Origin of the sequence: Collinsella aerofaciens, from assembly GCF_041537385.1 — a bacterium.
Taxonomy (GTDB): Bacteria; Actinomycetota; Coriobacteriia; order Coriobacteriales; family Coriobacteriaceae; genus Collinsella; species Collinsella aerofaciens_BV.
The window spans coordinates 49,289-72,756 of the sequence record NZ_JBGORS010000007.1 but is presented as its reverse complement, the minus strand read 5'-3'; the positions used below and the strand labels follow the sequence as shown (position 1 = coordinate 72,756).

21 protein-coding genes are annotated in these 23,468 nt (G+C 60.3%); 17 read left to right on the top strand and 4 right to left on the bottom strand.

Translation table 11 applies throughout. The features are described from left to right. Window positions 1-202: 202 nt before the first annotated feature. Together carA and carB are read left to right on the top strand one after the other, a co-directional pair. Window positions 203-1,642 (top strand): glutamine-hydrolyzing carbamoyl-phosphate synthase small subunit, encoded by a 1,440-nt coding sequence (carA, locus tag ACEG18_RS08460; protein WP_372542311.1) that lies wholly within the window; start codon window positions 203-205, stop codon window positions 1,640-1,642. A gap of 1 nt (window position 1,643) precedes the next feature. Continuing rightward, complete coding sequence (carB, locus tag ACEG18_RS08455; protein ID WP_117776881.1) at window positions 1,644-4,958, top strand: carbamoyl-phosphate synthase large subunit; 3,315 nt, start codon at window positions 1,644-1,646, stop codon at window positions 4,956-4,958. On the opposite strand, the gene ACEG18_RS08450 is transcribed toward carB, so the two are convergent. Beyond that, entirely contained in the window at window positions 4,921-5,778 is an 858-nt protein-coding gene (locus ACEG18_RS08450) for a DMT family transporter (protein ID WP_372542310.1), read from the bottom strand. The two genes, carB and ACEG18_RS08450, sit on opposite strands and share 38 nt — an antisense overlap. Before the next feature lie 53 nt (window positions 5,779-5,831). Here ACEG18_RS08450 and ACEG18_RS08445 point away from each other — a divergent pair, with 53 nt between their 5' ends. Beyond that, window positions 5,832-6,158 (top strand): PDDEXK nuclease domain-containing protein, encoded by a 327-nt coding sequence (locus ACEG18_RS08445; protein ID WP_372542308.1) that lies wholly within the window; start codon window positions 5,832-5,834, stop codon window positions 6,156-6,158. A gap of 218 nt (window positions 6,159-6,376) precedes the next feature. Here the strand turns inward: ACEG18_RS08445 and ACEG18_RS08440 are convergent, their stop codons facing one another. Beyond that, window positions 6,377-6,721: a hypothetical protein gene (locus tag ACEG18_RS08440; protein ID WP_157758013.1), complete on the bottom strand. Its 345-nt coding sequence runs from the start codon at window positions 6,719-6,721 to the stop codon at window positions 6,377-6,379. 251 nt (window positions 6,722-6,972) lie between these two features. On the opposite strand from ACEG18_RS08440, the gene ACEG18_RS08435 reads away from it, so the two are divergent. Then, window positions 6,973-8,361, top strand: coding sequence for a glycoside hydrolase family 1 protein (locus ACEG18_RS08435; RefSeq protein WP_372542306.1), 1,389 nt, complete (start codon window positions 6,973-6,975; stop codon window positions 8,359-8,361). A 20-nt stretch (window positions 8,362-8,381) separates the two neighbouring features. Here ACEG18_RS08435 and ACEG18_RS08430 read toward each other — a convergent pair whose 3' ends face one another. Beyond that, window positions 8,382-9,203: a MurR/RpiR family transcriptional regulator gene (locus tag ACEG18_RS08430; protein ID WP_099432426.1), complete on the bottom strand. Its 822-nt coding sequence runs from the start codon at window positions 9,201-9,203 to the stop codon at window positions 8,382-8,384. A gap of 252 nt (window positions 9,204-9,455) precedes the next feature. On the opposite strand from ACEG18_RS08430, the gene ACEG18_RS08425 reads away from it, so the two are divergent. The 9 genes from ACEG18_RS08425 (at window position 9,456) to ACEG18_RS08385 (ending at window position 17,497) form a co-directional block, all read left to right on the top strand. Continuing rightward, window positions 9,456-10,259: a ChbG/HpnK family deacetylase gene (locus ACEG18_RS08425; protein WP_233502133.1), complete on the top strand. Its 804-nt coding sequence runs from the start codon at window positions 9,456-9,458 to the stop codon at window positions 10,257-10,259. A gap of 154 nt (window positions 10,260-10,413) precedes the next feature. Continuing rightward, complete coding sequence (locus ACEG18_RS08420; RefSeq protein WP_372542303.1) at window positions 10,414-11,706, top strand: PTS sugar transporter subunit IIC; 1,293 nt, start codon at window positions 10,414-10,416, stop codon at window positions 11,704-11,706. Between the two features lie 48 nt (window positions 11,707-11,754). Beyond that, window positions 11,755-12,051 carry a PTS sugar transporter subunit IIB gene (locus tag ACEG18_RS08415; RefSeq protein WP_089572594.1) on the top strand — a complete coding sequence of 99 codons (297 nt, stop codon included), beginning with the start codon at window positions 11,755-11,757 and terminating at the stop codon, window positions 12,049-12,051. 2 nt (window positions 12,052-12,053) lie between these two features. Further along, window positions 12,054-12,395 (top strand): PTS sugar transporter subunit IIA, encoded by a 342-nt coding sequence (locus ACEG18_RS08410; RefSeq protein WP_089572593.1) that lies wholly within the window; start codon window positions 12,054-12,056, stop codon window positions 12,393-12,395. An 85-nt stretch (window positions 12,396-12,480) separates the two neighbouring features. Then, window positions 12,481-13,968, top strand: a complete 1,488-nt coding sequence (locus ACEG18_RS08405) for a glycoside hydrolase family 1 protein (RefSeq protein ID WP_089572592.1) — start codon at window positions 12,481-12,483, stop codon at window positions 13,966-13,968. Between the two features lie 24 nt (window positions 13,969-13,992). Further along, entirely contained in the window at window positions 13,993-14,901 is a 909-nt protein-coding gene (locus ACEG18_RS08400) for an ROK family protein (protein ID WP_089572591.1), read from the top strand. A 613-nt stretch (window positions 14,902-15,514) separates the two neighbouring features. Beyond that, a complete protein-coding gene (purE, locus tag ACEG18_RS08395) occupies window positions 15,515-15,979 on the top strand; it encodes a 5-(carboxyamino)imidazole ribonucleotide mutase (RefSeq protein WP_372542300.1) in 465 nt (154 codons plus the stop codon). Window positions 15,980-16,014: 35 nt separating this feature from the next. After that, complete coding sequence (locus ACEG18_RS08390) at window positions 16,015-17,013, top strand: class B sortase (protein ID WP_372542298.1); 999 nt, start codon at window positions 16,015-16,017, stop codon at window positions 17,011-17,013. Window positions 17,014-17,077: 64 nt separating this feature from the next. Beyond that, entirely contained in the window at window positions 17,078-17,497 is a 420-nt protein-coding gene (locus ACEG18_RS08385; protein ID WP_233542722.1) for a molybdenum cofactor biosynthesis protein MoaE, read from the top strand. A gap of 90 nt (window positions 17,498-17,587) precedes the next feature. Here the strand turns inward: ACEG18_RS08385 and ACEG18_RS08380 are convergent, their stop codons facing one another. Beyond that, window positions 17,588-18,817: a putative ABC transporter permease gene (locus tag ACEG18_RS08380; protein ID WP_117776583.1), complete on the bottom strand. Its 1,230-nt coding sequence runs from the start codon at window positions 18,815-18,817 to the stop codon at window positions 17,588-17,590. A 286-nt stretch (window positions 18,818-19,103) separates the two neighbouring features. Here ACEG18_RS08380 and ACEG18_RS08375 point away from each other — a divergent pair, with 286 nt between their 5' ends. From ACEG18_RS08375 to ACEG18_RS08360, 4 genes are all read left to right on the top strand, one after another. After that, on the top strand, window positions 19,104-20,774 hold the full coding sequence (locus ACEG18_RS08375; protein ID WP_372542296.1) for an amidophosphoribosyltransferase: 1,671 nt from the start codon (window positions 19,104-19,106) through the stop codon (window positions 20,772-20,774). A gap of 157 nt (window positions 20,775-20,931) precedes the next feature. Continuing rightward, a complete protein-coding gene (gene purM, locus ACEG18_RS08370; protein ID WP_372542295.1) occupies window positions 20,932-22,035 on the top strand; it encodes a phosphoribosylformylglycinamidine cyclo-ligase in 1,104 nt (367 codons plus the stop codon). Next, entirely contained in the window at window positions 22,025-22,726 is a 702-nt protein-coding gene (gene purN / locus ACEG18_RS08365) for a phosphoribosylglycinamide formyltransferase (protein WP_372542294.1), read from the top strand. The genes purM and purN overlap by 11 nt, the downstream gene beginning before the upstream one ends. A gap of 151 nt (window positions 22,727-22,877) precedes the next feature. Further along, window positions 22,878-23,342 carry a PTS sugar transporter subunit IIA gene (locus tag ACEG18_RS08360; RefSeq protein WP_372542292.1) on the top strand — a complete coding sequence of 155 codons (465 nt, stop codon included), beginning with the start codon at window positions 22,878-22,880 and terminating at the stop codon, window positions 23,340-23,342. The last annotated feature ends 126 nt before the right edge of the window (window positions 23,343-23,468 follow it).

Here is a 23,468-nt window from a genome sequence, read left to right as displayed (position 1 = left end):
CTACCAGCCGGAGCAGCTAAAAAGCCCCGTCCCAAAAAGACCACCCGGCGGTAGTTGCGAATCATTATGCATAGAAAGTCATAATTATCATTTCGTAAACAATTTGATGAAATTAACGCCATGAGGCATGCTTGCGGTTACAATACCGCGAGGCCTAACTACACACCTTTAAGCCGGTCCTGTGAGACCGGGAAGGAGAATTATGGCGAACAACCATACCGCGGGCGCTGCCGCCCGCACCTTCGCGCCCAGCGAGCTTTGCCAGCGTATGCTGGCCAAAACCAGCAAGGGCACCTGCGGTCCCTGTATCCTGTATCTTGAGGATGGGACCATTTTTTATGGACGTGCATGCGGCGCCGAGGGCACCGCGACCGGCGAAGTCTGCTTCAACACCTCGCCCGAGGGCTACTTTGAGGTCATGACCGACCCGAGTTATGCCGGCCAAATTGTAACCATGACCTATCCGCAGATCGGCAATTACGGTATCGACGAGACCGATGTCCAGTCGGCCTTCCCCGGCGACGCCGTGCGTCCTGCGAGCGCTCCGGCTATGCGCGGCATGATCGTTCGCGACATGTGCGCCACGCCTTCTAACTGGCGCTCGGCCGTCAGCGTGCCGGAGTACCTGCGCGCTCACGGCATCGTCGCTATCGAGGGTGTCGACACCCGCGCTCTGGTGCGCCATCTGCGCGACAATGGTTCCAAGATGGGCATTATCTCGACCGAGATCTTCGACGTCGACGAGCTTGCCGAGCGTCTGGCCGCAGCGCCCACACTGGTGGGCGAGAATTTGGTCAAGACCGTGAGTTGCCCCGCGCCTCACGAGTTTGCAGCTGCCGACCTGCCCGCTACGCATGTCTTTGCGCTTGCCCCTGCCGCTCCTGCCCGCCGCAAAGTGGTCGCCTACGACTGCGGCGTGAAGCGCGGCATTCTGGAGGGCCTGGTCCGCGCCGGCTGCGACCTTACTGTCGTTCCGTGGGATACGCCCGCCCAGCAGGTGCTCGACATGAATCCCGATGGCGTCTTTTTGTCCAACGGCCCCGGCGACCCCGACGCCGTGGTCGAGACCTACGAGCAGGTGCAGCAGCTGATCGGCAAGGTGCCGGTCTTTGGTATTTGTCTTGGTCACCAGATGATCAGCCTGGCCTGCGGCGCCCAGATGGAAAAGCTTAAATTCGGTCACCGTGGCGGTAACCAGCCGGTTATGAATCTGGTGAGCCGTCGCGTGGAGATCACCGCGCAAAACCACGGCTTTGGCCTGCTGTTCCCCAGTCTGGGCAAACTGATTCCGGAGCTTTCCGGCGGCGAAACCGAGCATGCGGCTGATGGCGACCTGCGCGCCTGGGTGCGTCGCGGCATCGCGCCGGTCGTGATGAACGAGCGCTTTGGTCGCATTCGCCTGACACATGTGAACCTCAACGACGGCACCGCTGAGGGCATCCAGCTGCTCGACGCCCCGTGTTTCTCGGTCCAGTACCACCCCGAGGCTTCGCCTGGCCCCACCGATGCCCACTATCTCTTTACCGCCTTTACGCGACTCATGGACGGCGAGGAGAACTACCTGGACATCGACACCGCGAAGGACCGCCTCGCCGGCTGGAATTTCGCCGAGTCCGAGAACGCTGCGACCGAGGAGAACTAACATGCCTAAACGTACTGACATCAAGCGCATCCTCGTTATTGGTTCGGGCCCCATCGTTATTGGCCAGGCCTGCGAGTTCGACTACTCCGGCGCCCAGGCCTGCAAGGTGCTCAAGGAGGATGGCTTTGAGGTCATCCTGGTCAACTCCAATCCGGCGACCATCATGACCGACCCGGGCTTGGCCGACCGCACCTATGTTGAGCCTATCACCGCCGAGTTTATCGAGCGCGTGATCAAGAAAGAGCGCCCGGACGCGCTGCTGCCCACGCTGGGCGGCCAGACCGGTCTGAACGCCGCCGTCGAGCTGGCAAAGGACGGCACGCTCGACAAGTACGGCGTCGAGATGATCGGCTGTGACCTTGCCGCCATCGAGCGCGGCGAGGACCGCAAGCTCTTTAACGAAGCCATGGCCGAGATCGGCCTGGAGGTTGCGCGCTCGGGCTATGCCTACAGCGTGGCTGACGCCGAGGCTATCGCCGAGCGCGTGGGATATCCCTGCGTACTGCGCCCGAGCTTTACCCTCGGCGGCGCCGGCGGCGGCATCGCGCACACCCACGAGGAGCTCGTCTCCATCGTGAGCCAGGGCCTTGAGCTCTCGCCTGCCCACGAGGTGCTGGTCGAGGAGTCCATCGAGGGCTGGAAAGAGTACGAGATGGAGGTCATGCGCGACCACGCCGGCAACGGCATCATCGTGTGCTCCATCGAGAATCTCGACCCCATGGGCGTGCACACCGGCGACTCCATCACCGTGGCGCCGGCGCAGACACTAAGTGATCTTGAGTACCAGCGCATGCGTGTCGCGTCGCTCGCCATTCTGGAGAAGATTGGCGTCGAGACCGGCGGCTCCAACGTGCAGTTTGCCGTGAACCCCCAGACCGGCCGCCTGATCGTCATCGAGATGAACCCGCGCGTGAGCCGTTCGTCCGCACTGGCCTCCAAGGCCACGGGCTTCCCCATCGCCAAGGCCGCCGCTCGCCTGGCCGTGGGCTACACGCTCGACGAGATCGTCAACGACATCACCAAGGCAACGCCCGCCTGCTTTGAGCCCACGATCGACTACTGCGTGGTCAAGGTGCCGCGCTTTGCCTTCGAGAAGTTTAAGGGTACCGACCCCACGCTCACCACGCGCATGAAGGCCGTGGGCGAGATCATGGCGATCGGCCGCACCTTTGAGGAGGCCTTTGGCAAGGCCATGCGCTCGCTGGAGGACGGACATCAGGGCATTTGCGCCGGTGGCAAGGAGGGTGCCGACAAGCTGAGCGACGACGAGCTCGCTCAGGCCGTGGCAACCCCGACCGAGCACCGCATCTTCTTTGTGGTCGAGGCCCTGCGCCGTGGCTGGGACATCGCCCACATCCATGCCATCTGCGGCATCGATCCGTGGTACCTCAACCGCATCAACGACATGGTGCAGGTCCAGGAAAGCATCCGCGGCCTGCGCGTGGAGGATATCGACGCCGACGCGATGCGCCTGCTCAAGCAGTACGGCACGAGCGACGCCGAGATTGCCGCGCTGACCGGCTCCGATGAGCGCTTTGTGCGCGCCTACCGCAAGGGCCTGGGCGTGGTTCCCAGCATGAAGACGGTCGATACCTGCGCGGCCGAGTTCTCGAGCGCCACGGAGTACCACTACAAGACGTACGAGAACATCTACCGCACGAGCCCGGATGCCAAGAAGTGCGTCGCTCCCGACGAGACCACGCCGGCGGACAAGCCCAAGGCGATGATCCTGGGCGCCGGCCCCAACCGCATTGGCCAGGGTATCGAGTTCGATTACTGCTGCGTGCACGCGAGCTACGCGCTGGCGGCCCGCGGCTTCGAGACTATCATGGTCAACTGCAATCCCGAGACCGTCTCGACCGACTATGACACGTCCGACCGTCTGTACTTTGAGCCGCTCACCTACGAGGACGTCATGGACGTTATCGATGTCGAGCGCCCCGACGGCGTCGTGGTGACGCTCGGCGGCCAGACTCCGCTTAAGCTGGCGCGCATGCTCGAGGAGAGCGGCGTGAACATTATGGGCACCAAGCCCGACGCCATCGATTTTGCCGAGGACCGCGAGCGCTTTGCCGCCCTGCTCGACAAACTGGGCATTATGTACCCGCCGGCGGGTCAGGCCACCTCGTTTGAGGAGGCCGAGGCCGTGGCCGCGCACATCGGCTACCCGCTGCTGGTGCGTCCGAGCTACGTGCTGGGCGGCCGCGGCATGATGATCGCCTACGATGCCGAGCATCTGCGCGATTACATGGCAGAGGCTGCGCGCATCAGCCCCGACTACCCGGTGTATCTGGACCGCTTCCTGGAGGGCGCAATCGAGTCCGATGTCGACGCCCTGTGCGATGGCGAAGAGGTCTACATCGGCGGCATTCTGGAGCATATCGAGGAGGCCGGCATCCACTCCGGCGACTCCGCGACCTGCATTCCGCCGTTTAGCTTTAGTGAGAGCCTGCAGGCTAAGCTCCGTGAGACTACACGCCGCATCGCGATGGCGCTGGGAGTCCGCGGCCTGGTCAACGTGCAGTACGCCATCAAGGGCGAGACCGTCTACGTGATCGAGGCCAACCCGCGTGCCAGCCGTACCGTGCCGTTTATCTCCAAGGCCACCGGCGTGCCGCTGGCCAAGTGCGCGGCGCGCATCATGGCAGGCGATTCCATCGCGAGCTTGGGCCTGCCGAGCGACGAACGTCAGCTGGACTGGTTCTGCATGAAGGAAGCCGTTATGCCCTGGGGTCGTTTCCCGGGCGCCGACGTCATCCTGGGGCCCGAGATGAAGTCGACGGGCGAGGTCATGGGCATCGCCAAGAGCTATCCCGAGGCATACGCCAAGACGCAGCTGGCGATCGACTACAAGCTGCCCGACCCGAGCGCCGGCAAGGTATTCATCAGCGTGTGCGACCGCGACAAGCGCCATATCCTTTCGGTCGCCCGCATCCTGCGCTACCTGGGCTTTGACATCTGCTCTACCGAGGGTACGGCGCGCGTGCTGCGTGGAGGCAACGTGACGTGCGAGATCGTGGAAAAGATCAGCGGCCCGCACGATGGCGAGCGCCCCAACATCGGCGACCTCATCGCCGATGGCAAGATCGCGGTGATCATCAACACGCCGTACGGTCCGGGCTCGCGCGGCGATGGCTACCTGCTACGCACCGAGGCCGTGCGCCGCGGCGTGACCTGCGTGACGGCGATGTCTGCCGCCAACACGTATGTGAGCGCCATCGAGGCAGTGCGCGAGGACCAGCAGGGTCACGGCAGCGCCAACGACATGGGCATGGACGTCATCGCCCTGCAGGACCTGCCGCAGCACACGGTGTAGTTGACCTGGCCGGCCGGGGCGGCAGCCGGACACTTTCTCTCGGAAACTGGGCTTCGCGAAGTTTTCCGAGAGAAAGGACCGCCTCCCGCCCCGGCCTGCGGTGACTCGGTAGCACCGTGTGCTGCCGAAGGGGCTTTGAGCGATGACTAGGGCTGATAAACTGGTAGCCGCTGAGCGCCACGGGGTTCTCGCGCTGGGAGTAGGTGTGGATGAGGGCAGACGAGACAGCGTAGGAGACAGCGGCAATAAGGATGAAGCCCTCGCCTGTGAGCGTGACGGCGCCGCCGCTATCGCCACCGGTGAGGTTGACGATAACGACTCCGGCAAAACCTATAGCGCAGCCGAGGACTTTGCGCGCAGTGAGCCGTTCTTGCCGGAACACGAGCGCTGCCATCAACACGCAGAGAAACGTGTTCATAGCGTTGACGATTGAGCCGCGCACACCCGAAGCGTTTGAAACGCCGATATAAAAGAAGGCGTACTGCACGATAGTTTGGGCAAGCGAGAGTCTGATAACGAGTGGCCATCCCGTGCGTGAGACGCGAGGCAAGCGACGTCTTGTTATGACTGCAGCGGCAAGTGCGATAGCGCCGGCGAGCATAAAGCGCACGCCAGCGAAGAGAAACTCCGATGGTACGTCGCCGTTTTGGATGCCGAGAAGCTCGTAGCCGATCTTGATGCAGGGGATCGCACTGCCCCAGAGCGCGCAGCAGATGAGGGCGAGCGCAGCTACGCACCATGTGCGCGTGAGAGGGTGGCGCGCGGAGTCGGCGTAAACATCGCAAGAGCTGGCGTCGAGTGCGGATGAGGGTTTGGACATACATCTCCCAAACGAGGCGAAGCAGAAAACGCCTCTATGGTACGCGCAATTTTGTGTCCGCACGCGTTGATAGCATAGAACGCGTTTTAGTTGCAGTCGAGCTCAAGAGCGGCCCCTTCAAGCCGGCCTATCTCGGCCAGCTCTCTGGCTATCTACGCATCCTGGACGACTTTGAGCGTCGCGAGCACGAGAATCCCTCCATAGGCCTTGTGCCTTGCAAAGACATGGACAAGGGATTTGTTGACTATGTGATCCAAGACTTCACAAAACCCATGGGTGTGGCCACCTATAAGACGTCGAAGGATATGCCACGAGAGTTGCTCGATGCTCTGCCGCCCATCGATGACTTACGGATGTTGCTGGAGAGGTCTGATGGGTAGCGGTAGGAATTGTTCGGTGTTAGAAGCTTATTTCGCTTATGGCCTTGAGCTTTGCCGATGAGCATGGGGTGGGGAACGTATCAAGGCAGAGTTTGTCATGCAATGAGTATGACAAACTCTGCCTGGAGGAGAGGATACTTCCATGGCAATTGTCCACCGCAATGCTCTCAAGCATGGTTTGTCTGAGAGGGAGGTTCTAGATAATGACTGAGTACAAACTAGCTGATGGATCGGTCCTGACAGACGAAGATATCGAGCGCGAGAGCGTAGAGTTTGAGCAAGAGACTTGGACGGGTCGTCTTGAGCGCATCCATGTCAGGCCTGGCGTTGTTGCTGATGAGCCGCTTGTTGCAGTTACCGTGCGCTTTCCGGCATCCATGGTGGTGGCAATCGACCGAAAGACGGGGGATCGATCCGATTTTATTCGGCGGGCCGTTTTCCCTGCGCTGTAGTAACGTTGCGTCTCCTAAATCGACCTTGGTTTCGTCGAGGAGGTAGATCTTGAGGATGAGGTGTCCTGCTTCGGTGAACCCGTTCTCGAAGACGGGCAGCACGCGCGACACGGACTACCGCGACCTCCTGACCTTCCGCGACGGGGAGTAGCGGCTTGGCGGTGTGCGGCGCCGGCACGTGACGGTGGCGGGCATGAGGCTTGGCCTTCGCGACGGCATGTTCTTTAGAGTTTGCGGTGCATGATGGCACGGCCGTTTTCAAATCGTGAAACATTGCCCGGGAATGAGTAACAGGCTTTGGTTCGTACATCCGTTATAACGGGAGTTGCAAGAAGTGACATCCGTGACGAGAGGTTGAACTCATGACTCAGCACCGGTTTCCCGAAGGTTTCCTCTGGGGTGCTTCCACCAGCGCTTTTCAGGTTGAGGGTGGGTATGATGAAGGAGGCAAAGGTCCGGCAACCACCGATCGCGGCCCGGGGCGTCCCGGCATCGCCGATAACAAGATCGCCTCGGACCACTATCATCACTGGCGTGAGGATGTCGACCTCATGGCCGAGCTCGGCATCAAGGTCTACCGGATGGGTTTCGCTTGGAGCCGCATCATGCCCGATGCCTCGGGGGATCCCAATCCTGAGGGCTTGGCGTTTTATGACCAGCTGATTGACTACCTGCTGGAGCGAGGGATCGAGCCCTTGGTCACCCTGTATCACTTCGAATGTCCGAGTGCGTTGGTCGAGGCCTTCGGCGGCTGGAAGAGCCGTAAGATGATCGACTTCTATGTGCGCTATGCCGAAATCTGCTTCACGCACTTCAAGGGGCGCGTCAAGCGCTGGGTTACCGTGAATGAACAGCTAATTACGACCTCCGCGCCCAGCAACACGGGTGACACCGAAACCGATCCGCGCCAACGGCAGAAGAACGCTTACCAGATGAGCTATCATGTCGCTCTTGCCGAGCATCGCGCCATCGCGTGCCTGCGACAGATCGACCCCGATGCGCAGATCGGCCCCGTTGTCGCCATGCAGGTGGTCAACCCGCGGACGAGCGCTTCGGCGGATGTGCTTGCGGCCATGAACGCCGAGGAGATGATGCAGAACTACCTGCTCGACCTGAGTGTGCGCGGCGACATCTCGCCTTATGCGCGCTATTACCTGGAGCGCGAAGGTTTCTACCCTGTTGTTGAGTGCGGGGACCACGACATCCTGGTCGCGACGAGGCCCGATTTTCTTGGGGTGAACTACTATTTCAGCAATTGTGCGCATGAGCGCACGGAGCCCATCCGCTTCGACCGGTTCCCTCCGTGGTCGGGCGGGGATTTCGAACTCTGCGATAACCCTGCGATCGCGCCGACCGAGTGGATGTCGAACGGCATCGACCCCCTTGGGCTTCGCGTGGGCATGCGCAAGCTCTACGATCGCTACCAGCTTCCGATGATCGTCACGGAGAACGGCATGGCGCTTTCCGAGTCACTTGACGAGGAGAACAGGGTGCATGATGCCGTGCGCATCGAATACCTTTCACGACATTTGGGCGAGGTCGAGGAGCTCATTCGCGAAGGCTATCCCGTCTTCGGCTACTGCGTTTGGAGCCTCATGGATCTATGCTCAAGTCATCAGGGGTTCACTAAGCGCTACGGCCTTCTGTATATCGATCGCACGGAAACCGATGCGAAGCAATGCGCTCGTTTCAGGAAGGACAGCTTCTTCTGGTATCAGGACGTGATTAGAGAAAACGGCTTGCCCTGCTGAGCGTCGGTGGTCCGACGAGATTACTCGCCAGTACCGGAATCGGCTCCATAACGCCTCAGGTATTCCATGACTATCAAGTCGATGGCGGCAAGCGCACCGAACTTGCCCGTGTCGATGTTGTTGGTCACTCCGCAGCTCAGTATGCAGGAGGCATGGTTCCAGTAGGCGCTTGAGGTGTTTTGTGTGATGGCGAGAAGACGACAGCCGGAGGCGGCGAGTGCGTTGACGATTTCTGGATAACGAATGGGGTATGTTCCCCCTATGCTGCAAATGATGGCGAGGCTGGATTTGGTGAGCGATTGCGCGCAGGCGAGCTGCGATGAATAATCGAGGTAAAGCTCGATGAGGCGGTTCATGATGGTGAGCCTGCTTTGGAAGTAGCGGCCCACGTCCCAGAGGAAGTGGTGGGAGAAGAACGCGACATGCCCGCTGTCGTGCAAATCATCGACAATGGCGGGCAGTTTCGCGATGTTTGCCGCCGAGATGGTCGTTTCGATATTGAGCAGGATCGCCTCCCGGTAGGATGCCAGAGCGCCTTCCGTGTCGTTTGACAGCTGTTCTACAAAGGCATGTGGAAACAACCCGGTTTTGAGGACGTCATGTTCAAGCTGGTTGCGCAGGTCCTTGAAATCAGCGAAACCCATAAACCGGCAGAATCGCGACACTGAAGCCTTCGAGACGAAGCACATGTCGGCGATTTCTCCAATCGAGAGCTCGCTCAGCTTGCTGTAGTTTTTCACCAGCGTGGTCGCTATCTCGTAGTTGGTGTCGTGCTGCATTGCGGTGTCGATGTAGTCAAGCAACCGTTCGGCAACCGATCCCATCGAGATGGATTTTTCCATGATGGCTGTCCCCTTTATGCTCAGCGGCCCGAATAAGAGGGCCTCATTTGACCAAACTATAGCTCAAACATGCCGGTATTCCTGCGGAGTTTCACGTTATGAAACTCGCGTAGCCATCTCGCAACCTTGTGGCACAGCATGTAACCGATTTTGGATATAGCCGGCGTCATACTTAATGCAAGAAGAGACGACGAAGCTTGCCGCCCCGCCGGAACACGGCATCGGCTCTACACAGGGCATCGCTTCGTTGCTTTGCCGCTCGACGAGATATCGGTTGAGGAGGATCGGATGAAGCGGTTATTGCTGCGCGCCGACGATTTAGGTTACAGCGACGGTGTTAATTGCGGGATAGCGGCCGCGGTCCAAGCGGGGCTCATTCGCTCGGTGGGCGTCATGACCAACATGCCGCTTGCAGAAAGCGGTTTGGCGCGCCTGCAAATCAAGGATCTCTGCTTGGGTCAGCACACCAATATCTGCACGGGTAGGCCCCTCAGCGATTCCTCGCTCATCTCGAGCATCGTTGACGATGATGGCAATTTCAAGCGGAGCTCAGCATATCGCGCCGCCGCGCGGGCTGGGGAGGACTTCGTGGTGCTTGACGAGGTCATTATCGAAATCGAGGCGCAGTATCGGCGATTCCTTGAGCTCGTCGGGCGTGAGCCCGATTACTTCGAGGGACATGCGGTCGCAAGCCCCATGTTCTTCCGCGGCCTTGAGATCGTTGCCGAGCGTCACGGCCTGCCCTATTTCGCGATGGGTGCTCCGGGCGAGCCAGTCACCTTTCGCTCGACGCCGGTGCTTTCCTATGTTCCCAAGGATTTCTCGTCATATGAAGCGGATCCCTTTGCGGCGCTTCGAGAGGCGCTTGAAACGACACCGGAAGGGATATGCCGTCTCATGGTGTTTCACCCAGGTTATATCGACGCGTACTTGCGAGATAACTCGACCATGCTCGAGGCCCGCATCCGGGAAGCCGCGATGCTTGTCGACCCTGATGTCGCCGCATGGCTTGCAGAGCAGGACGTGGGGCTCGTGACGTACGCGGACCTGACGTAAGCGTCCGCTGGGGCAATCTCGCCAATTCACGCTGAATGGCGTACCGCCTGAAGCACGTCGTTGTGATTTTGAAGAGAGGTGGATGCGCTATCTAGAGGGGAAGATGCCGCACACGGGCATCGATAGAGTTCACTGCAAAGATTGGAGCTGAAACATGGCGGTATTCGACAAGATCCAAAACATAATGGATAAGACAATCGCACCTGTGGCAAGCAAGGTTGCTGACAGCAAGATGCTCGACGCCCTCATGGGCGGCATGATGTGCACGCTGCCCATGACCCTTGGCGTCTCGGTTATCGCGATTCTCATCAACTTCCCCATTCCGGGGTTCTCCGATTGGGTGGTTTCGAGCGGTCTCATGGCGACCGGCAACTCCATCCTCACCGTTACCATGAACATGATGGGTATATACATCTCCTTCTTCATCGGTTTGAGGTGGGGTAAGGTATGCGGCCTTAGCGGTTATACCGGTGGCATCGTGAGCGGCGCGGTGTTTTTGGCATTCATGCCGCAGCAATCGTTCGAGGATATTCCCATGGCGAGTTTCATCAACACGTCGTACATGGGATCGAACGGCATCTTCGTCGCCATTCTGCTTGGCCTGATCGTGCCGAAGGTGACAGCCATTTTGATGAGCAAGCTTGAAATCAAGCTCCCCGATATGGTTCCGCCCATGGTTGCAGACTCGCTGTCGCCGATGTTTGCCGCCATCGTGCTATTCACTGCGGTGTGGTTCGCCAAGTGGGGTCTTTCTTTCACCCCGTGGGGCAACCTGTTCGATATGATCAACACCTTGATCGGCACGCCGGTCACGATGGTCGGTGCCTCTCCTTTGGCCTATATCATCGTGTGCTCGCTGCAGTCGATCTTCTGGTTCTTCGGTGTCCACCCCAACGTGATGCTCAACTTCTACGCTCCGGTAATCATGGCTTGCAGCGCTGCTAACACCGAGGCCATCATCGCGGGCGAGGCACTGCCCTATGGCGCTTGGGCCGTCGTCGCGCTCGGCACCGCCGTCGGTGGCCAGGCTAACGCCCTGGGCATCAGCATCTCGCTGCTCTTCACCAAGTCCGAGCGCTTCAAGGCGATTCGCGGCATCGCGCTTGTTCCGTCGCTTTTCAATATCTCCGAGCCGCTCATGTTCGGTCTGCCGGTCGTGCTGAATCCCACGTACTTCATCCCGTTCGTGCTGAACATCCCGGTCTGCGCCATCGTGGTCCAGGCGCTTTACGCCCTCGGTCTTGGGGCTGCGTTCAATCCCACGATTCAGCTTCCCTGGGTGCTTCCCCAGCCGGTCATCGCATTCATGCAGGGCGGCATCGGGTGCCTGGTGATCTCGGTTGCGGTTTTGGCGGTGTCGGTGCTCATGTATACCCCCTTCACCCTTATGGCTGATCGCCAGGCGTTGCGAGAGGAGCAGGCCGCTCTCGAGGAATCGGCCGCATAGGGATTTTCATATTCACACCATCATTTTCCATGAGGTTGGGAGCGTAGGATGAAACATATCGTACTTATGTGCGCCGCGGGCGCTTCGACGAGCATGCTGGTACAGCGCATGCAACAGGCGGCTGAAAAAGACGGTTTCGTGTGCACCATCGAGGCGCACCCTGTCAACCAAGCGGCGGAATATGCGGATAGCGACGTTATCCTGCTGGGACCGCAGGTTCGCTTTGAACTCAACAAGGTGAAGAATCAAGTGAACTGTCCGGTGGAGCCGATTGATATGACAGCGTATGGGACAATGAACGGCGAGGCCGTGCTCAAACAGGCTCGAAAGTTGCTGGGGGCATAGCCATGTCAGAGATCAAACAAGAAGCGATCGATCAGTTTGAAATGACGTGCTTCTCTATCGTCGCTCAGGTGGGGAGCGCGCGCAGCTGCTACCTCGAAGCGATAACCTGTGCCGAGAATGGTGATTTTGAGGCCGCCCGGAAACTTATCGACGAGGGCAACGTGGTGTTCAACGCAGGCCACGACGCTCACATGAAACTGCTTCAGCAAGAGGCCAGCGGCGAGGAGCTGCCGTTTCGCATCATCTTGCTGCATGCGGAGGATCAGCTCATGAGCGCTGAGGGCTTCCGTATCCTTGCCGAGCGCTTCATCACGGTCTATCAACGCATGGGTGCAAGCGCCTAACTGATTATCTGACGGGAAGCCGGGACTGCCATGCAGCCCGTCTTCCCGTTTCATGAAGATGTTTTCACGATCGAGGAGGTACCCAATGGCATTTCCGGAAGGTTTCCTGTGGGGTGGCGCCACCGCCGCCAACCAGTATGAGGGCGGCTGGGAAGAGGGCGGCAAAGGACCGAACACCTCGGACGCCATGACCAGCGGTAGCCATACGGTGTCACGGCAGATAACGTGGCGTAATACCGCGACAGGGGAAACCGGCGCGCTTCCCGTGTATGCGGTTTGCGAGGAGGGACTTCCTGAAGGGCTGGAGGTGGCGGTGGTTGATGGCTACTACTATCCCAGCCACACGGCCACCGACTTCTACCACCACTACGCCGAGGACATCGCCCTCATGGGCGAGATGGGCTTCAAGTGCTTCCGCCTGTCCATGAACTGGGCGCGCATCTTCCCCACGGGCGAGGAGGCTGAGCCCAACACCGAGGGTCTAGCGTTCTACGACGCCGTGTTTGACGAGTGCGCTAAGTACGGCATCGAACCGCTCGTGACGCTCTCGCACTACGAGACCCCGCTCGCGCTCGTGAACAAGTACGGCGGTTGGAAGAGCCGCGAGCTCATCGACCTGTTCGTGCGCTACGCCACCTGCGTCATGAAGCACTATCAGGGCAAGGTGAAGTACTGGCTCACCTTCAACGAGATCAACATGATGAGCATGGGGAGCTTCATGGCGGGCGGGCTTACGGATGGGAGCCCCCATGCGAAGGCCCAGGCGGCGCACAACCAGTTCGTGGCGTCTGCCCTTACGGTTCGGTCGGCGCACCAAATCTCCCCTAAGATCATGGTGGGTCAGATGCTCGCGTACAACCCCATCTACTCCTATTCCGCCGACCCCGCCGATCATCTGCTCGCCATGGAACGCGAGCGTGACGCGCTGTGGTATGCCGACGTGCAGGTGGGCGGCCACTATCCCGCCTATCGCTTGAGGGAGATGGAGCGCGCGGGCATCAAGCTGGAAATGGGCGAGAACGACCTCGAGCTTCTCGCAACCTATCCGGCAGATTTCCTGTCGTTCTCGTGCTACGGAGGCTCGACGGTATCGTTGCGCCAGAAGGAGCTCGAGGTCGCGTCCGGCAATCTCGCTTTCGGCATGGTGAAAAACCCCTACCTCGAGACCAACGCCTGGGGCTGGGCGACCGATCCGTACTGCCTGCGCATCGCCTTGAACGAGCTCTACGACCGCTATCACAAGCCGCTTTGGATCGTGGAGAACGGTATCGGCTGGAGCGACGAGGTGAAGGCCGACGGCTCCATCCATGACGGCTACCGCATCGACTACCTGCGCAAGAACATCCAGAGCATGGAGGATGCCGTGGAACTCGACGGCGTGGACCTCATGGGCTACACCATGTGGGGCTGCATCGACCTGGTCAGCGCCGGCACGGGCGAGATGCGCAAGCGCTACGGCTTCGTCTACGTCGACCGCGACGACGAGGGCAAGGGCACGCTCGCGCGCAGCCGCAAGGACAGCTTCTATTGGTACAAGAAGGTCATCGAGAGCAACGGCGAGGACCTGGACTAACCCTATGGGACAGGGGATAAGATTATGGACTGCTATTTCGGTATAGATGCGGGCGGCACTCAGGTGAAATGGGCGGTGGTGAACGCCGACTACCACATTGAGGAGCACGGAAGTATCCCAACATGCACCTCGCCCGCCGACCAGGTTATCGAAACGTTCCGCTCGGTGATCGAGCCCCATCGCGCCCGGGTGAGGGGTGTGGGAATAAGTATGCCCGGAGTCTTTTCCGAAGGCGATTCCGATGGCGTGGTTGGGGGAGGCGGCGCCCTTCACTGTTTGGACGGATATCCGCTCGGTCGCATCTTGCGCGAGAGCACGGGGCTTCCCGTAACCATCGAGAACGATGCGATGTGCGCGGCACTGGGAGAATATGCCGTCGGCGCGCTGAAGGGGGTCTCCCTGGGGTTGATGGTGGTGATCGGTACGGGTCTCGGCGGTGCCATCGTTGTTGACGGTCACATCTTGCGAGGCGCGCACAATCTCGCCGGCACCGTGTGCTTTGTGAGCAACGATGTGCGCAAGCCCGTGACCTTTGGGTCGGTGTACGGTGATGTCACCAGCTGGCGGGCGCTCCGAGACCAGGTGTGTGCGGCGAAGGGGATTGATCCGACCGATGATATCGACGGATATCGGATTTTCTCTTGGATTGAAGAGGGGGATGAGGACGCTCGTCGCGGTCTGGATGCATACGCGTTGGTCTTCGACAACATGCTGATGGGGTTGCAGTCGGTCATCGACCCTGAGGTCATCGTGGTCGGCGGCGGAATCAGCGCCCGTCCCGAGCTGTTTGAGGCATTTGAGCGCATGATGGATCAGGCTCACGTTCTTCCCATCATACCGAGGCCCTGCATCAAGCCAGCACAGAACGGCAACGATGCCAATTTGCTTGGCGCTGTGCGCACGCTGCGCCGCTCGCTTGGCGAGTGCGATTGATTGGCGGCTGGTGGCCCGACTCGCGGCCTCCTGTCCTAAAAAAAGAGTATGGGCTCCTTCGTTCATTCGAACGAAGGAGCCCACGTTTTGTAAGGGGCCTCCTGGTGAATTTTCATTCGCCAGGAGGCCTTTTGCTGTTGATCGAGAATGCCGCTGGACAGTTAGTTCAGATACGTATTTTTCAGAGGGTGTGTAAAGGCCGACCTGAGCCCGATTGGGCTGAATTTGACTTTCTGAACCGGTGGAGACGCTCATATAAGGGGGAGAAAGGTTGTCATGGGGCTCAAAGTGACTTCAAACCACTCTATTAGCGCCAAGAAGCACGGCCAAAAAATACGTATCTGAACTAACTGTCCACAACCCTCCGCAAACCTTTCATTCCAACCCAAATCAGCCAACGTACGTCATGGTAATCCCCGGTAGGTCGAAGGTGCTCTGCGGCGGCCCGGTGTTTTCATCTGAACGACTTTGCGTAGCAACCGGAGTGAAGATGAAAACACCGGGCCGCCGCAGAGCACCCACAGACCGCAGGGACGGGAGCAGCTATACTACTCTCAGTAGTTAAGGGTCGCGGATCCGCCGCGTTGCCGCTCTCAACAGGAGGTCTATGTTTATGGCAGATCAAAAGCCGGTTGTCGGAATCATCATGGGTTCCAAGTCCGATCTGGGCGTTATGGAAGGCTGCGCCGCCGAGCTCGAGGCACTGGGTGTGCCCTATGAGCTCGTGATCGCGAGCGCACACCGCACGCCGGCGAAGGTCCACGAGTGGGCTTCGACTGCCGCCGATCGCGGTATCAAAGTGATTATCGCCGCCGCCGGCAAGGCCGCCCACTTGGGTGGTGTCGTGGCTGCCTTTACGCCGCTGCCGGTTATCGGCGTGCCTATGAAGACGAGTGACCTGGGCGGTATGGATTCGCTGCTGTCGATGGTGCAGATGCCTTCGGGCGTGCCCGTGGCCTGCGTTGCCATCAACGGTGCCAAGAACGCCGCCATCTATGCCACGCAGATTCTGGGTGCTTGCGACCCCGAGTACCGCAAGGTTATCGAGAAGATGAAACAGGAGATGGCTGACGCCTAGGCGTTCCGCCGTTTCACCGCAGTATAAGGAGAGCCATGTCCGATTATCAGGGAAAACGATTCAAGGCTTCTCAGATTCCCGATCCGTCGAAGCCGGGTGCTGCCCATGCGGCGCAGCAGGGTCGGACATCCTCTCCTCAGCAGCCGCGTGCGCCGCGCCCCGTGACACCGGCGACGCATCGTCGACAGGACGCGCCGGCCGCATATCGTCCTTCGTCTTATAGCTCCGCTAAGAAGCCGCCCCGGTCTTCATCGCATGCCGCGCCGTCGGATTACACCGAGCCGCCGCGCAAAAAGCGCCGCTCCATTATTCCCATTCTGCTCATCATCATCGGTATCGGCCTGATTGTCGCCGCCGCCGCTATCTTTATTAATGCCCAGATTGGCTATAAGCAGGCGAGCGATTCGTATCAGAAAATCGAGAAGCAATATGTAAGCGATAAGGACGCCAGCGGCGTGCCGATTATCGACTTTGATGCGCTTGCTCAGACGAACCCCGAGATTGTGGGTTGGATTTACGTGCCGGGAACCAACATCAACTATCCCGTGGTGCAGACCAACAACAACTCTAAATACCTCAACACGCTGTTCGACGGAACGGCTAACGCGTCCGGTGCCATTTTCCTGGATAGCGATGACACCGCGCCGGGAATGGTCGACCAGCAGACCACGATCTACGGCCACCATATGAACGATGGGTCGATGTTCAACGTGATTTCGGACACCACTGATCAGGCGACGTTCGATAGCATTGAATATGTGTACTACATCACGCGCGATGCGACGTATAAGCTGCGTCCGCTGGCGACCAAGGTGGTCGAGGACACGTATGCCAAGGCGCGCACGACCAATTTTGAGGGCGACGACGGACTCAAGAACTACCTGTCCGAGATGCTCGACGGCGCTTCTGCCGTGGCGAGTGATGCTACCGATCGTGCCGCTTCGGCAACTAAGGTTGTAACGCTTGTGACCTGTCGTTCGCTGTCGCTGAGCAACACACGCGCCGTCATGGTGCTCACGCCGGTCGAGGAATAAGTTGTTCGAGAGTAGCTAAAAAGGCCCCGTCCCAAATTGGCTACTCGACGACGGTAAGGGAGAAATGATGCTCGAGAGTGGCAAATTGATGCCTTCGATTGATGCTTGGCTGCGCGAGGCCAAGGCCGATGCTTCGGCGGCAGGCTGTGGGATGTATCTGACGCATAACGGTGTGGTGCGCGCGACGCCCAAGGCCGAGGTGCGCGGAGTCGAGACCGATGGCGTGGCGCCAGGCCACAGGGTGGGCGGCATGGTCTTTGACTACGACGCCGAAAAGGTACGGTCTGCTATCGAGGCCACGCGCGCGATGCCGGGTATCGGCTATGTGCGCGTGTGGCTGGCAAGCGGCGAGCTTGCCGTAGGTGACGACATCATGCTCGTGCTCATCGGCGGGGACATTCGCCCGCACGTGGTCGATGCGCTGCAGGCGCTCGTTGGCACCATCAAGAACGAATGCGTGAGTGAGGTCGAGCGCGAGGCGTAGAGGCTTGCGTCGATAGAAGGATCGTTTATAAAAATGCCCACCGGTACGTGTGATACCGGCGGGCATTTTGCGTTTTGGGCGCGGTGAGCGCTACACGCGCGTCGCATCCTTGGGGCTCATGGTCATGCTCTGGAAGCGGTTTTCCATGTATTCGTTATCGAAGTGCTCTCCGTAGAACTGTGCGACGGGAATGTCCGGCTCCGTGCCGTTAACGCGCTGGTACCAGTAGTCGAGCGACTGCAGCGTCATGACGCCGTCGACCAGCATGATAACGGTAAAGATGACGGTGGCCGAGTAGCGGCTCTTCCAGGGGATCTTGTTGATAAGCTTAAGCAGCCTCGGCAGCAGCAGCTTGATCCAGATGAGGCCGCCCAGGCCCCACAGGCAGGCGAAGCCCGTGCAGGTGCGTCCGCCCGTGAGGACCACGAGCGGATCGGGCAAACCGAACAGCGTTATGTGCGAGTAGCTCCACGAGACCACGCCAAACGCGGTCTGCATAAACCAGCCCACGAACACCTCAAAGCTGGCGCCGAGCAGGGCGCTCACCAGGAAAATGATGATGGGGTTCTTTTTGTAGAAGCGGTTAAGCACCATGGTCATGAGCACGGCGCCAAATCCGTAGATGGGGCTGAAGGGGCCAAACAGCATGCCGGCGCGGTTCTGGTAGACGCCCGGGTCGTCGACCGTCATGTGCCAGATGTCCTCGGCGATCAGGCCGAGCACGCAGCAGACAAAGAATACCCAGAACAGGTTGAAGTAGTTGAGCTTGATGTAGCCTTCGCCGGTTTCATCGCGCCCGAGCATGCCCTCGGCGGCGGCGTCGCGGTCGAGCATCTCCTGCAGGCGGCGCTGCAGTTCGCGCTCCTGACGCAGCGTGGGGTCGACGGTTGCCGAAAGTGCAACAAGGATGCCGAGCTGGATCGCGGGACGCAGCAGGAAGGGCCCGATGCCCTGGAGCATCACGTCGACCAAAAGCTCGACGACGGTGAATGCAATAAGGATGTAGGACAGGCGGGCGGCGTTGCGGCGCTGGTTTTTGATAAGGTCCAGGCCAAAGATGATTAGGATGACGGCACTTGCCGCAGAGAGCATGATGCCGGCGACGATAAGGCCGACTGCGACGAGCGTGTTGTCGCCGAGCTTTTCGGTGGCGTTGCCGTTAACAAGTGCCGTGATGACCTGCCACATAAAGGCAGCGACCGACGGGAGCGTGCCCACGCCGGAAAGGATGCACAGGACGGCGTACACCTTAATGATGAGGGGGATCTTCTTGACCTCCGTGGCGCTGGGGACGCTGGGGTCGAGTTCGTTTCGATCCATACAGAACCTTTCTCGCTTTGTTGTAGGTTATAAGGATACGCCGCCGACCTGCCAAAAGACAGGACGAACGTCCCAATTGCAACTTTGTAATCCCCAACGGTGGACGCGGCGGCCATCTGGGGGCGCGGGCGCTTGCACTGGATAGACCGATAAAATGTTTGGCAACAAAACTGATTATTAGCTCGGTGGGCTTTTAAAAAGCGCTGCTCATGCGCCGGGGAGTGCGTCGCGCCGTGCGTATAATAAGGCGGGTAACGCCAAAAATACGAGGCTCTGAGGGGATGCCATGTCTCAAGAAACCATCCGCGCGGCCGAGCGTGCCGCGGGACAGGTGAACACCATGTCGACGTATGATCCGGACTCCGACCAGCTGCATGAGGAATGTGGCATTTTCGGCGTATGGGCGCCCGATCGCGACGTGGCTCGACTGACGTACTTTGGCCTGCGTGCACTGCAGCACCGTGGCCAGGAATCGGCGGGAATCGCCGTGGGTGACGGCGGCACGGTTATGGTCCGCAAGGATCTGGGCCTGCTCGACCGCGTGTTCTCCAACGCCGACCTGTCGACGCTCTCCGGCCAGCTGGCCGTGGGTCATGTGCGCTACGGCACTGCCGGCGCCAAGAGCTGGGAAGCCTCTCAGCCGCACCTCTCTACCATCAATAGCGTCATTATCGCGCTCGCGCACAACGGCACTCTGGTCAACACCGATGAGCTGCGCCGCCAGCTGATCGAGCTGGGCGTGCCGTTCCTCTCCAATTCGGATTCCGAGGTCGCGACCAAGCTTATCGGCTACTTTACCCAGCGTACGGGCCATCTGCGCGAGGGCATTCGCAAGACCATGGAGCTCGTGCGCGGCGGCTACGCCATGACGCTCATCAACGAGCAGGCGCTCTACGCATTCCGCGATCCACACGGCATTCGCCCGCTCGTGCTGGGCAAGCTGGTGGACGAGGGCTTGGATCAGGCCGACGCCGCTTCTGTTTCGCAGCTGCCCTCGCAGGACGGCGCCGCGACGGTCGACTCCGCCGTCCGTGTCACGCGCGCCGGCGGCTGGGTCGTTGCTTCCGAGACCTGCGCACTCGACATCGTGGGTGCCGAGTACGTCCGTGACGTCCGTCCCGGCGAGATCTTGCGCATCAGCGCCGAGGGCCTGGTATCCGAGCAGGGCGTGCCTGCAGCCGAAGAGCCCGCCAACTGCATCTTCGAGCAGGTCTACTTTGCCCGCCCCGACTCCATCATGAACGGCAAGAGCGTCTATGCCTGCCGTTACGACATGGGTCGTCAGCTGGCACATGAGGAGCCTGTCGAGGCCGACCTGGTCATCGGCGTGCCCGACTCCGGCCTGCCGCCCGCGGAGGGGTATTCGCACGAGAGCGGTATTCCCTTTGGCGAGGGCCTTATCAAGAACCGCTACGTGGGCCGTACGTTTATCGAGCCTACGCAGGAGCTGCGCGCCATGGGCGTGCGTATGAAACTCAACCCGCTGCGCGACAACATCGAGGGCAAGCGCCTGGTCGTCATCGATGATTCCATCGTCCGCGGCACCACCATGGTGCAGCTCGTCAAGATGCTGCGCAACGCCGGCGCCAAGGAGATTCACATCCGCATCAACTCGCCCGAGGTCATTTGGCCGTGCTTCTACGGTATCGATACCGACGTGCAGTCGCAGCTTATCAGCGCCAACAAGACGGTCGATGAGATTTGCGAGTATATCGGCGCCGATTCGCTGGCCTTCCTTTCGGTCGAGGGCTTGCTTAAGGTCATGCCCAAGGGCGGTTACTGCGATGCGTGCTTTACCGGCCGCTACCCCGTGGCGATTCCCGAGAGCTTTGGCCGCGACAAGTTTATGGAGGGCTTTAAGCCCCGCAACCTGGACAAGCCGCTGCACTTTGACGACGACGCCGTGGTCGAGAAATACGACGACCGCAGCTGGGAAGAGGAGCACGGCGAGGCCTAAAACCTGCCATATGTGGACAGGTTTATTTTGGTGGGTTTTACCTGCTGTTTTGTTGATATGACGGCGCGTGCTGTTATGGCGCGCGCCGAAATGAACGCAACTATGAGCACCGTTTGGCGCCCGGGCGGCGCCACGGTAGTGGGAGAGGAAGGCTCAGATGAGCGACAGCAAGCATGTGACGTATGAGGATGCCGGCGTCGATACCGCCGAGGGCGGCCGCGCCGTTGACGCTATTAAGCAGATGGTTAAGGACACCAACCGTCCCGAGGTCATCGGCGGCATCGGTGGCTTCGGTGGCCTGTTCTCGGCTGCCGCGCTTAAGGATATGGAAGACCCGATCCTGATCAGCGGTACCGACGGCGTGGGCACCAAGCTCGTGCTCGCCCAGATCATGGACCGTCACGAGACGGTGGGCCAGGACCTGGTCGCTATGTGCGTCAACGACATTCTGGCTTCGGGCGCCGAGCCGCTGTTCTTCCTGGACTACGTTGCCATCGGTCACATCGAGGCCGAGCACATGGCAAAGATCATCAAGGGTGTGGCCGACGGCTGCAAGCTCGCGGGCTGCGCGCTCGTGGGCGGCGAGATGGCCGAGCACCCGGGCGTCATGGCTCCGGCCGACTACGACCTCGCCGGCTTTACCGTGGGCGTCGTCGACCGTCCCAAGATGCTCGATCCCGCGAACGTTCGCCCGGGTGATGTGATCCTGGGCCTGCCTTCCACCGGCGTGCACTCCAACGGCTACTCGCTCGTGCGCAAGGTCATTGGCGTCGACGGCATTAAACCGGGCACGCCCGAGGCCGCCGCTAAGGCCGAGGAGCTGAGCCGCCCGCTCGAGGAGCTCGGCGGCGCATCGCTGGCCGACGCCCTGCTGGCCCCCACGCGTATCTACGTCAAGCCGATTCTTGAGCTGCTCCGCGGCGGCGCTCCGGTGCACGCTATCGCCCACATCACCGGTGGCGGTATCACCGAGAACCTCAACCGCGCGCTTGCCGACGACGTCGACGCCGTGGTCACCCGTAACGGTGACGAGATGGGCTGGGACGTTCCGCCCGTCATCACTTACGTGTCGCGCCAGGCCGAGCTCGCGCCCAACGAAGCGTGCAAGACCTTCAACATGGGCGTCGGCCTGTGCCTGATCGTCGCCCCCGAGGACGAGGCTGCGGTGACCGAGGCCTTGGTCGCGCTGGGCGAGAAGCCGTTCCGCGTGGGCGAGTGCGTTGAGGGTTCCGGTAAGGTCGTGTACTCCGATGAGCGCTAACGAGCAGATGGCTGCCGCCGAGGGCCTGGGCTTTGTGCCCTATACCCGGCCGACCGGTACCGATACGGCTGAGCCGCTCAAGATAGGTGTGCTCATCAGCGGTTCGGGCACCAACCTGCAGGCGCTGATCGACCTGATCACCGCCGGCAAGCTCAACGCCTCGATTGAGCTCGTGGTGTCGAGCCGTCCTTCGGCCAAGGGTCTGCAGCGTGCCGAGCGTGCAGGTATCCAGACGCTTACGCTGTCCAAGGATGTCTATGCCGACCCCATCGCCGCCGACGAGATCATCGCGCACGAGCTGCTCGAGCGCGGCTGCGAATATGTGGTCATGGCCGGCTACATGCGCATGGTACACACGCCTCTGCTGGCGGCGTTTCCCAACCGCGTGGTCAACCTGCACCCGGCGCTGCTGCCGAGCTTTACCGGTGCGCATGCGATCGACGATGCCTTTGCGCGCGGCGTCAAGGTGACCGGTGTGACCGTGCATTTTGCCAACGAGATCTACGACAATGGCCCCATCATCGCCCAGCGCGCGTTGGCCGTCGAGGAAGGTTGGGATGTCGACACGCTCGAGGAGCATATCCACGCGATTGAGCACGTGCTGTATCCCGAGGTCGTCCAGATGCTCGCCGACGGCCGCGTCCACGTGCTGGAGAGCGGCAAGGTCGCAATTGATGCGCCTCGCGGCTAGTGGCGCACAGTACAATTTAGTTGAGTGGTCAGGGTGGTCATTGGCGCCAAGGCGCGTGTGACCGCCTTTTGTTTTGATAGTCACCCGCGACGTTCTTGAATGACTAGTCGTTAAAGAACGTCGCAGGTGAAAAGGTGAGAGAGGTGGGCCCATGGCGGATAACGAAGCATTGTTTACGCCTGAGCTTGTGTTTTTTGATTGGGAGTGCGTGACGCCGGATGAGGTGTTTGCGCGGCTCGAGGACGAGCTTGCACCTCGCGGCTACATTGTGTCCGGTTGGCTTGACGCCGTCCGCACGCGCGAGGACGCCTATCCCACGGGCCTTGCCATGCCGGCGGCCAACATCGCTATCCCGCACACCGACCCGGGGTTTGTGGATAAGCCCTATATCGCGGTGGTAAAGCCCGCCGCGCCCGTCACGTTCAATGCTATGGCGGGCATGGGCGCCCCCGTGCCCGCGCAGATCATTATCAATCTGGGCATTGCCGATCCGGGCGGCCAGGTCGAGGCCCTGCAAGCGCTCATGAATATCTTTATGGATGCCGACACCGCAGCCGATGTACTCGGCCAGACCACGTGTCAAGGCATGGTTGATGCCATCCGTCGTCACTTTTAGGACCGGCACTGGGGGACTGTTCCTAACTGCCGACAGAAAAGGAACGTCCCTAACTGCCGACTGCCAGCGCTGTCCCCTTTGCACCAAAATGGTGCAGATTAACTTGTCCCCCATGTGCCAGGTGTG

Bases quoted from the DNA above. Each gene is read 5' to 3' on its own strand.
- carA (WP_372542311.1), top strand. From the start codon at position 203: ATGGCGAACAACCATACCGCGGGCGCTGCCGCCCGCACCTTCGCGCCC.
- purM (WP_372542295.1), top strand. From the start codon at position 20,932: ATGAGCGACAGCAAGCATGTGACGTATGAGGATGCCGGCGTCGATACC.
- ACEG18_RS08400 (WP_089572591.1), top strand. From the start codon at position 13,993: ATGGACTGCTATTTCGGTATAGATGCGGGCGGCACTCAGGTGAAATGG.
- purE (WP_372542300.1), top strand. From the start codon at position 15,515: ATGGCAGATCAAAAGCCGGTTGTCGGAATCATCATGGGTTCCAAGTCC.
- ACEG18_RS08435 (WP_372542306.1), top strand. From the start codon at position 6,973: ATGACTCAGCACCGGTTTCCCGAAGGTTTCCTCTGGGGTGCTTCCACC.
- ACEG18_RS08385 (WP_233542722.1), top strand. From the start codon at position 17,078: ATGATGCTCGAGAGTGGCAAATTGATGCCTTCGATTGATGCTTGGCTG.
- ACEG18_RS08390 (WP_372542298.1), top strand. From the start codon at position 16,015: ATGTCCGATTATCAGGGAAAACGATTCAAGGCTTCTCAGATTCCCGAT.
- ACEG18_RS08380 (WP_117776583.1), bottom strand. From the start codon at position 18,817: ATGGATCGAAACGAACTCGACCCCAGCGTCCCCAGCGCCACGGAGGTC.
- purN (WP_372542294.1), top strand. From the start codon at position 22,025: ATGAGCGCTAACGAGCAGATGGCTGCCGCCGAGGGCCTGGGCTTTGTG.
- ACEG18_RS08450 (WP_372542310.1), bottom strand. From the start codon at position 5,778: ATGTCCAAACCCTCATCCGCACTCGACGCCAGCTCTTGCGATGTTTAC.
- ACEG18_RS08375 (WP_372542296.1), top strand. From the start codon at position 19,104: ATGTCTCAAGAAACCATCCGCGCGGCCGAGCGTGCCGCGGGACAGGTG.
- ACEG18_RS08405 (WP_089572592.1), top strand. From the start codon at position 12,481: ATGGCATTTCCGGAAGGTTTCCTGTGGGGTGGCGCCACCGCCGCCAAC.
- ACEG18_RS08420 (WP_372542303.1), top strand. From the start codon at position 10,414: ATGGCGGTATTCGACAAGATCCAAAACATAATGGATAAGACAATCGCA.
- ACEG18_RS08410 (WP_089572593.1), top strand. From the start codon at position 12,054: ATGTCAGAGATCAAACAAGAAGCGATCGATCAGTTTGAAATGACGTGC.
- ACEG18_RS08430 (WP_099432426.1), bottom strand. From the start codon at position 9,203: ATGGAAAAATCCATCTCGATGGGATCGGTTGCCGAACGGTTGCTTGAC.
- carB (WP_117776881.1), top strand. From the start codon at position 1,644: ATGCCTAAACGTACTGACATCAAGCGCATCCTCGTTATTGGTTCGGGC.
- ACEG18_RS08415 (WP_089572594.1), top strand. From the start codon at position 11,755: ATGAAACATATCGTACTTATGTGCGCCGCGGGCGCTTCGACGAGCATG.
- ACEG18_RS08360 (WP_372542292.1), top strand. From the start codon at position 22,878: ATGGCGGATAACGAAGCATTGTTTACGCCTGAGCTTGTGTTTTTTGAT.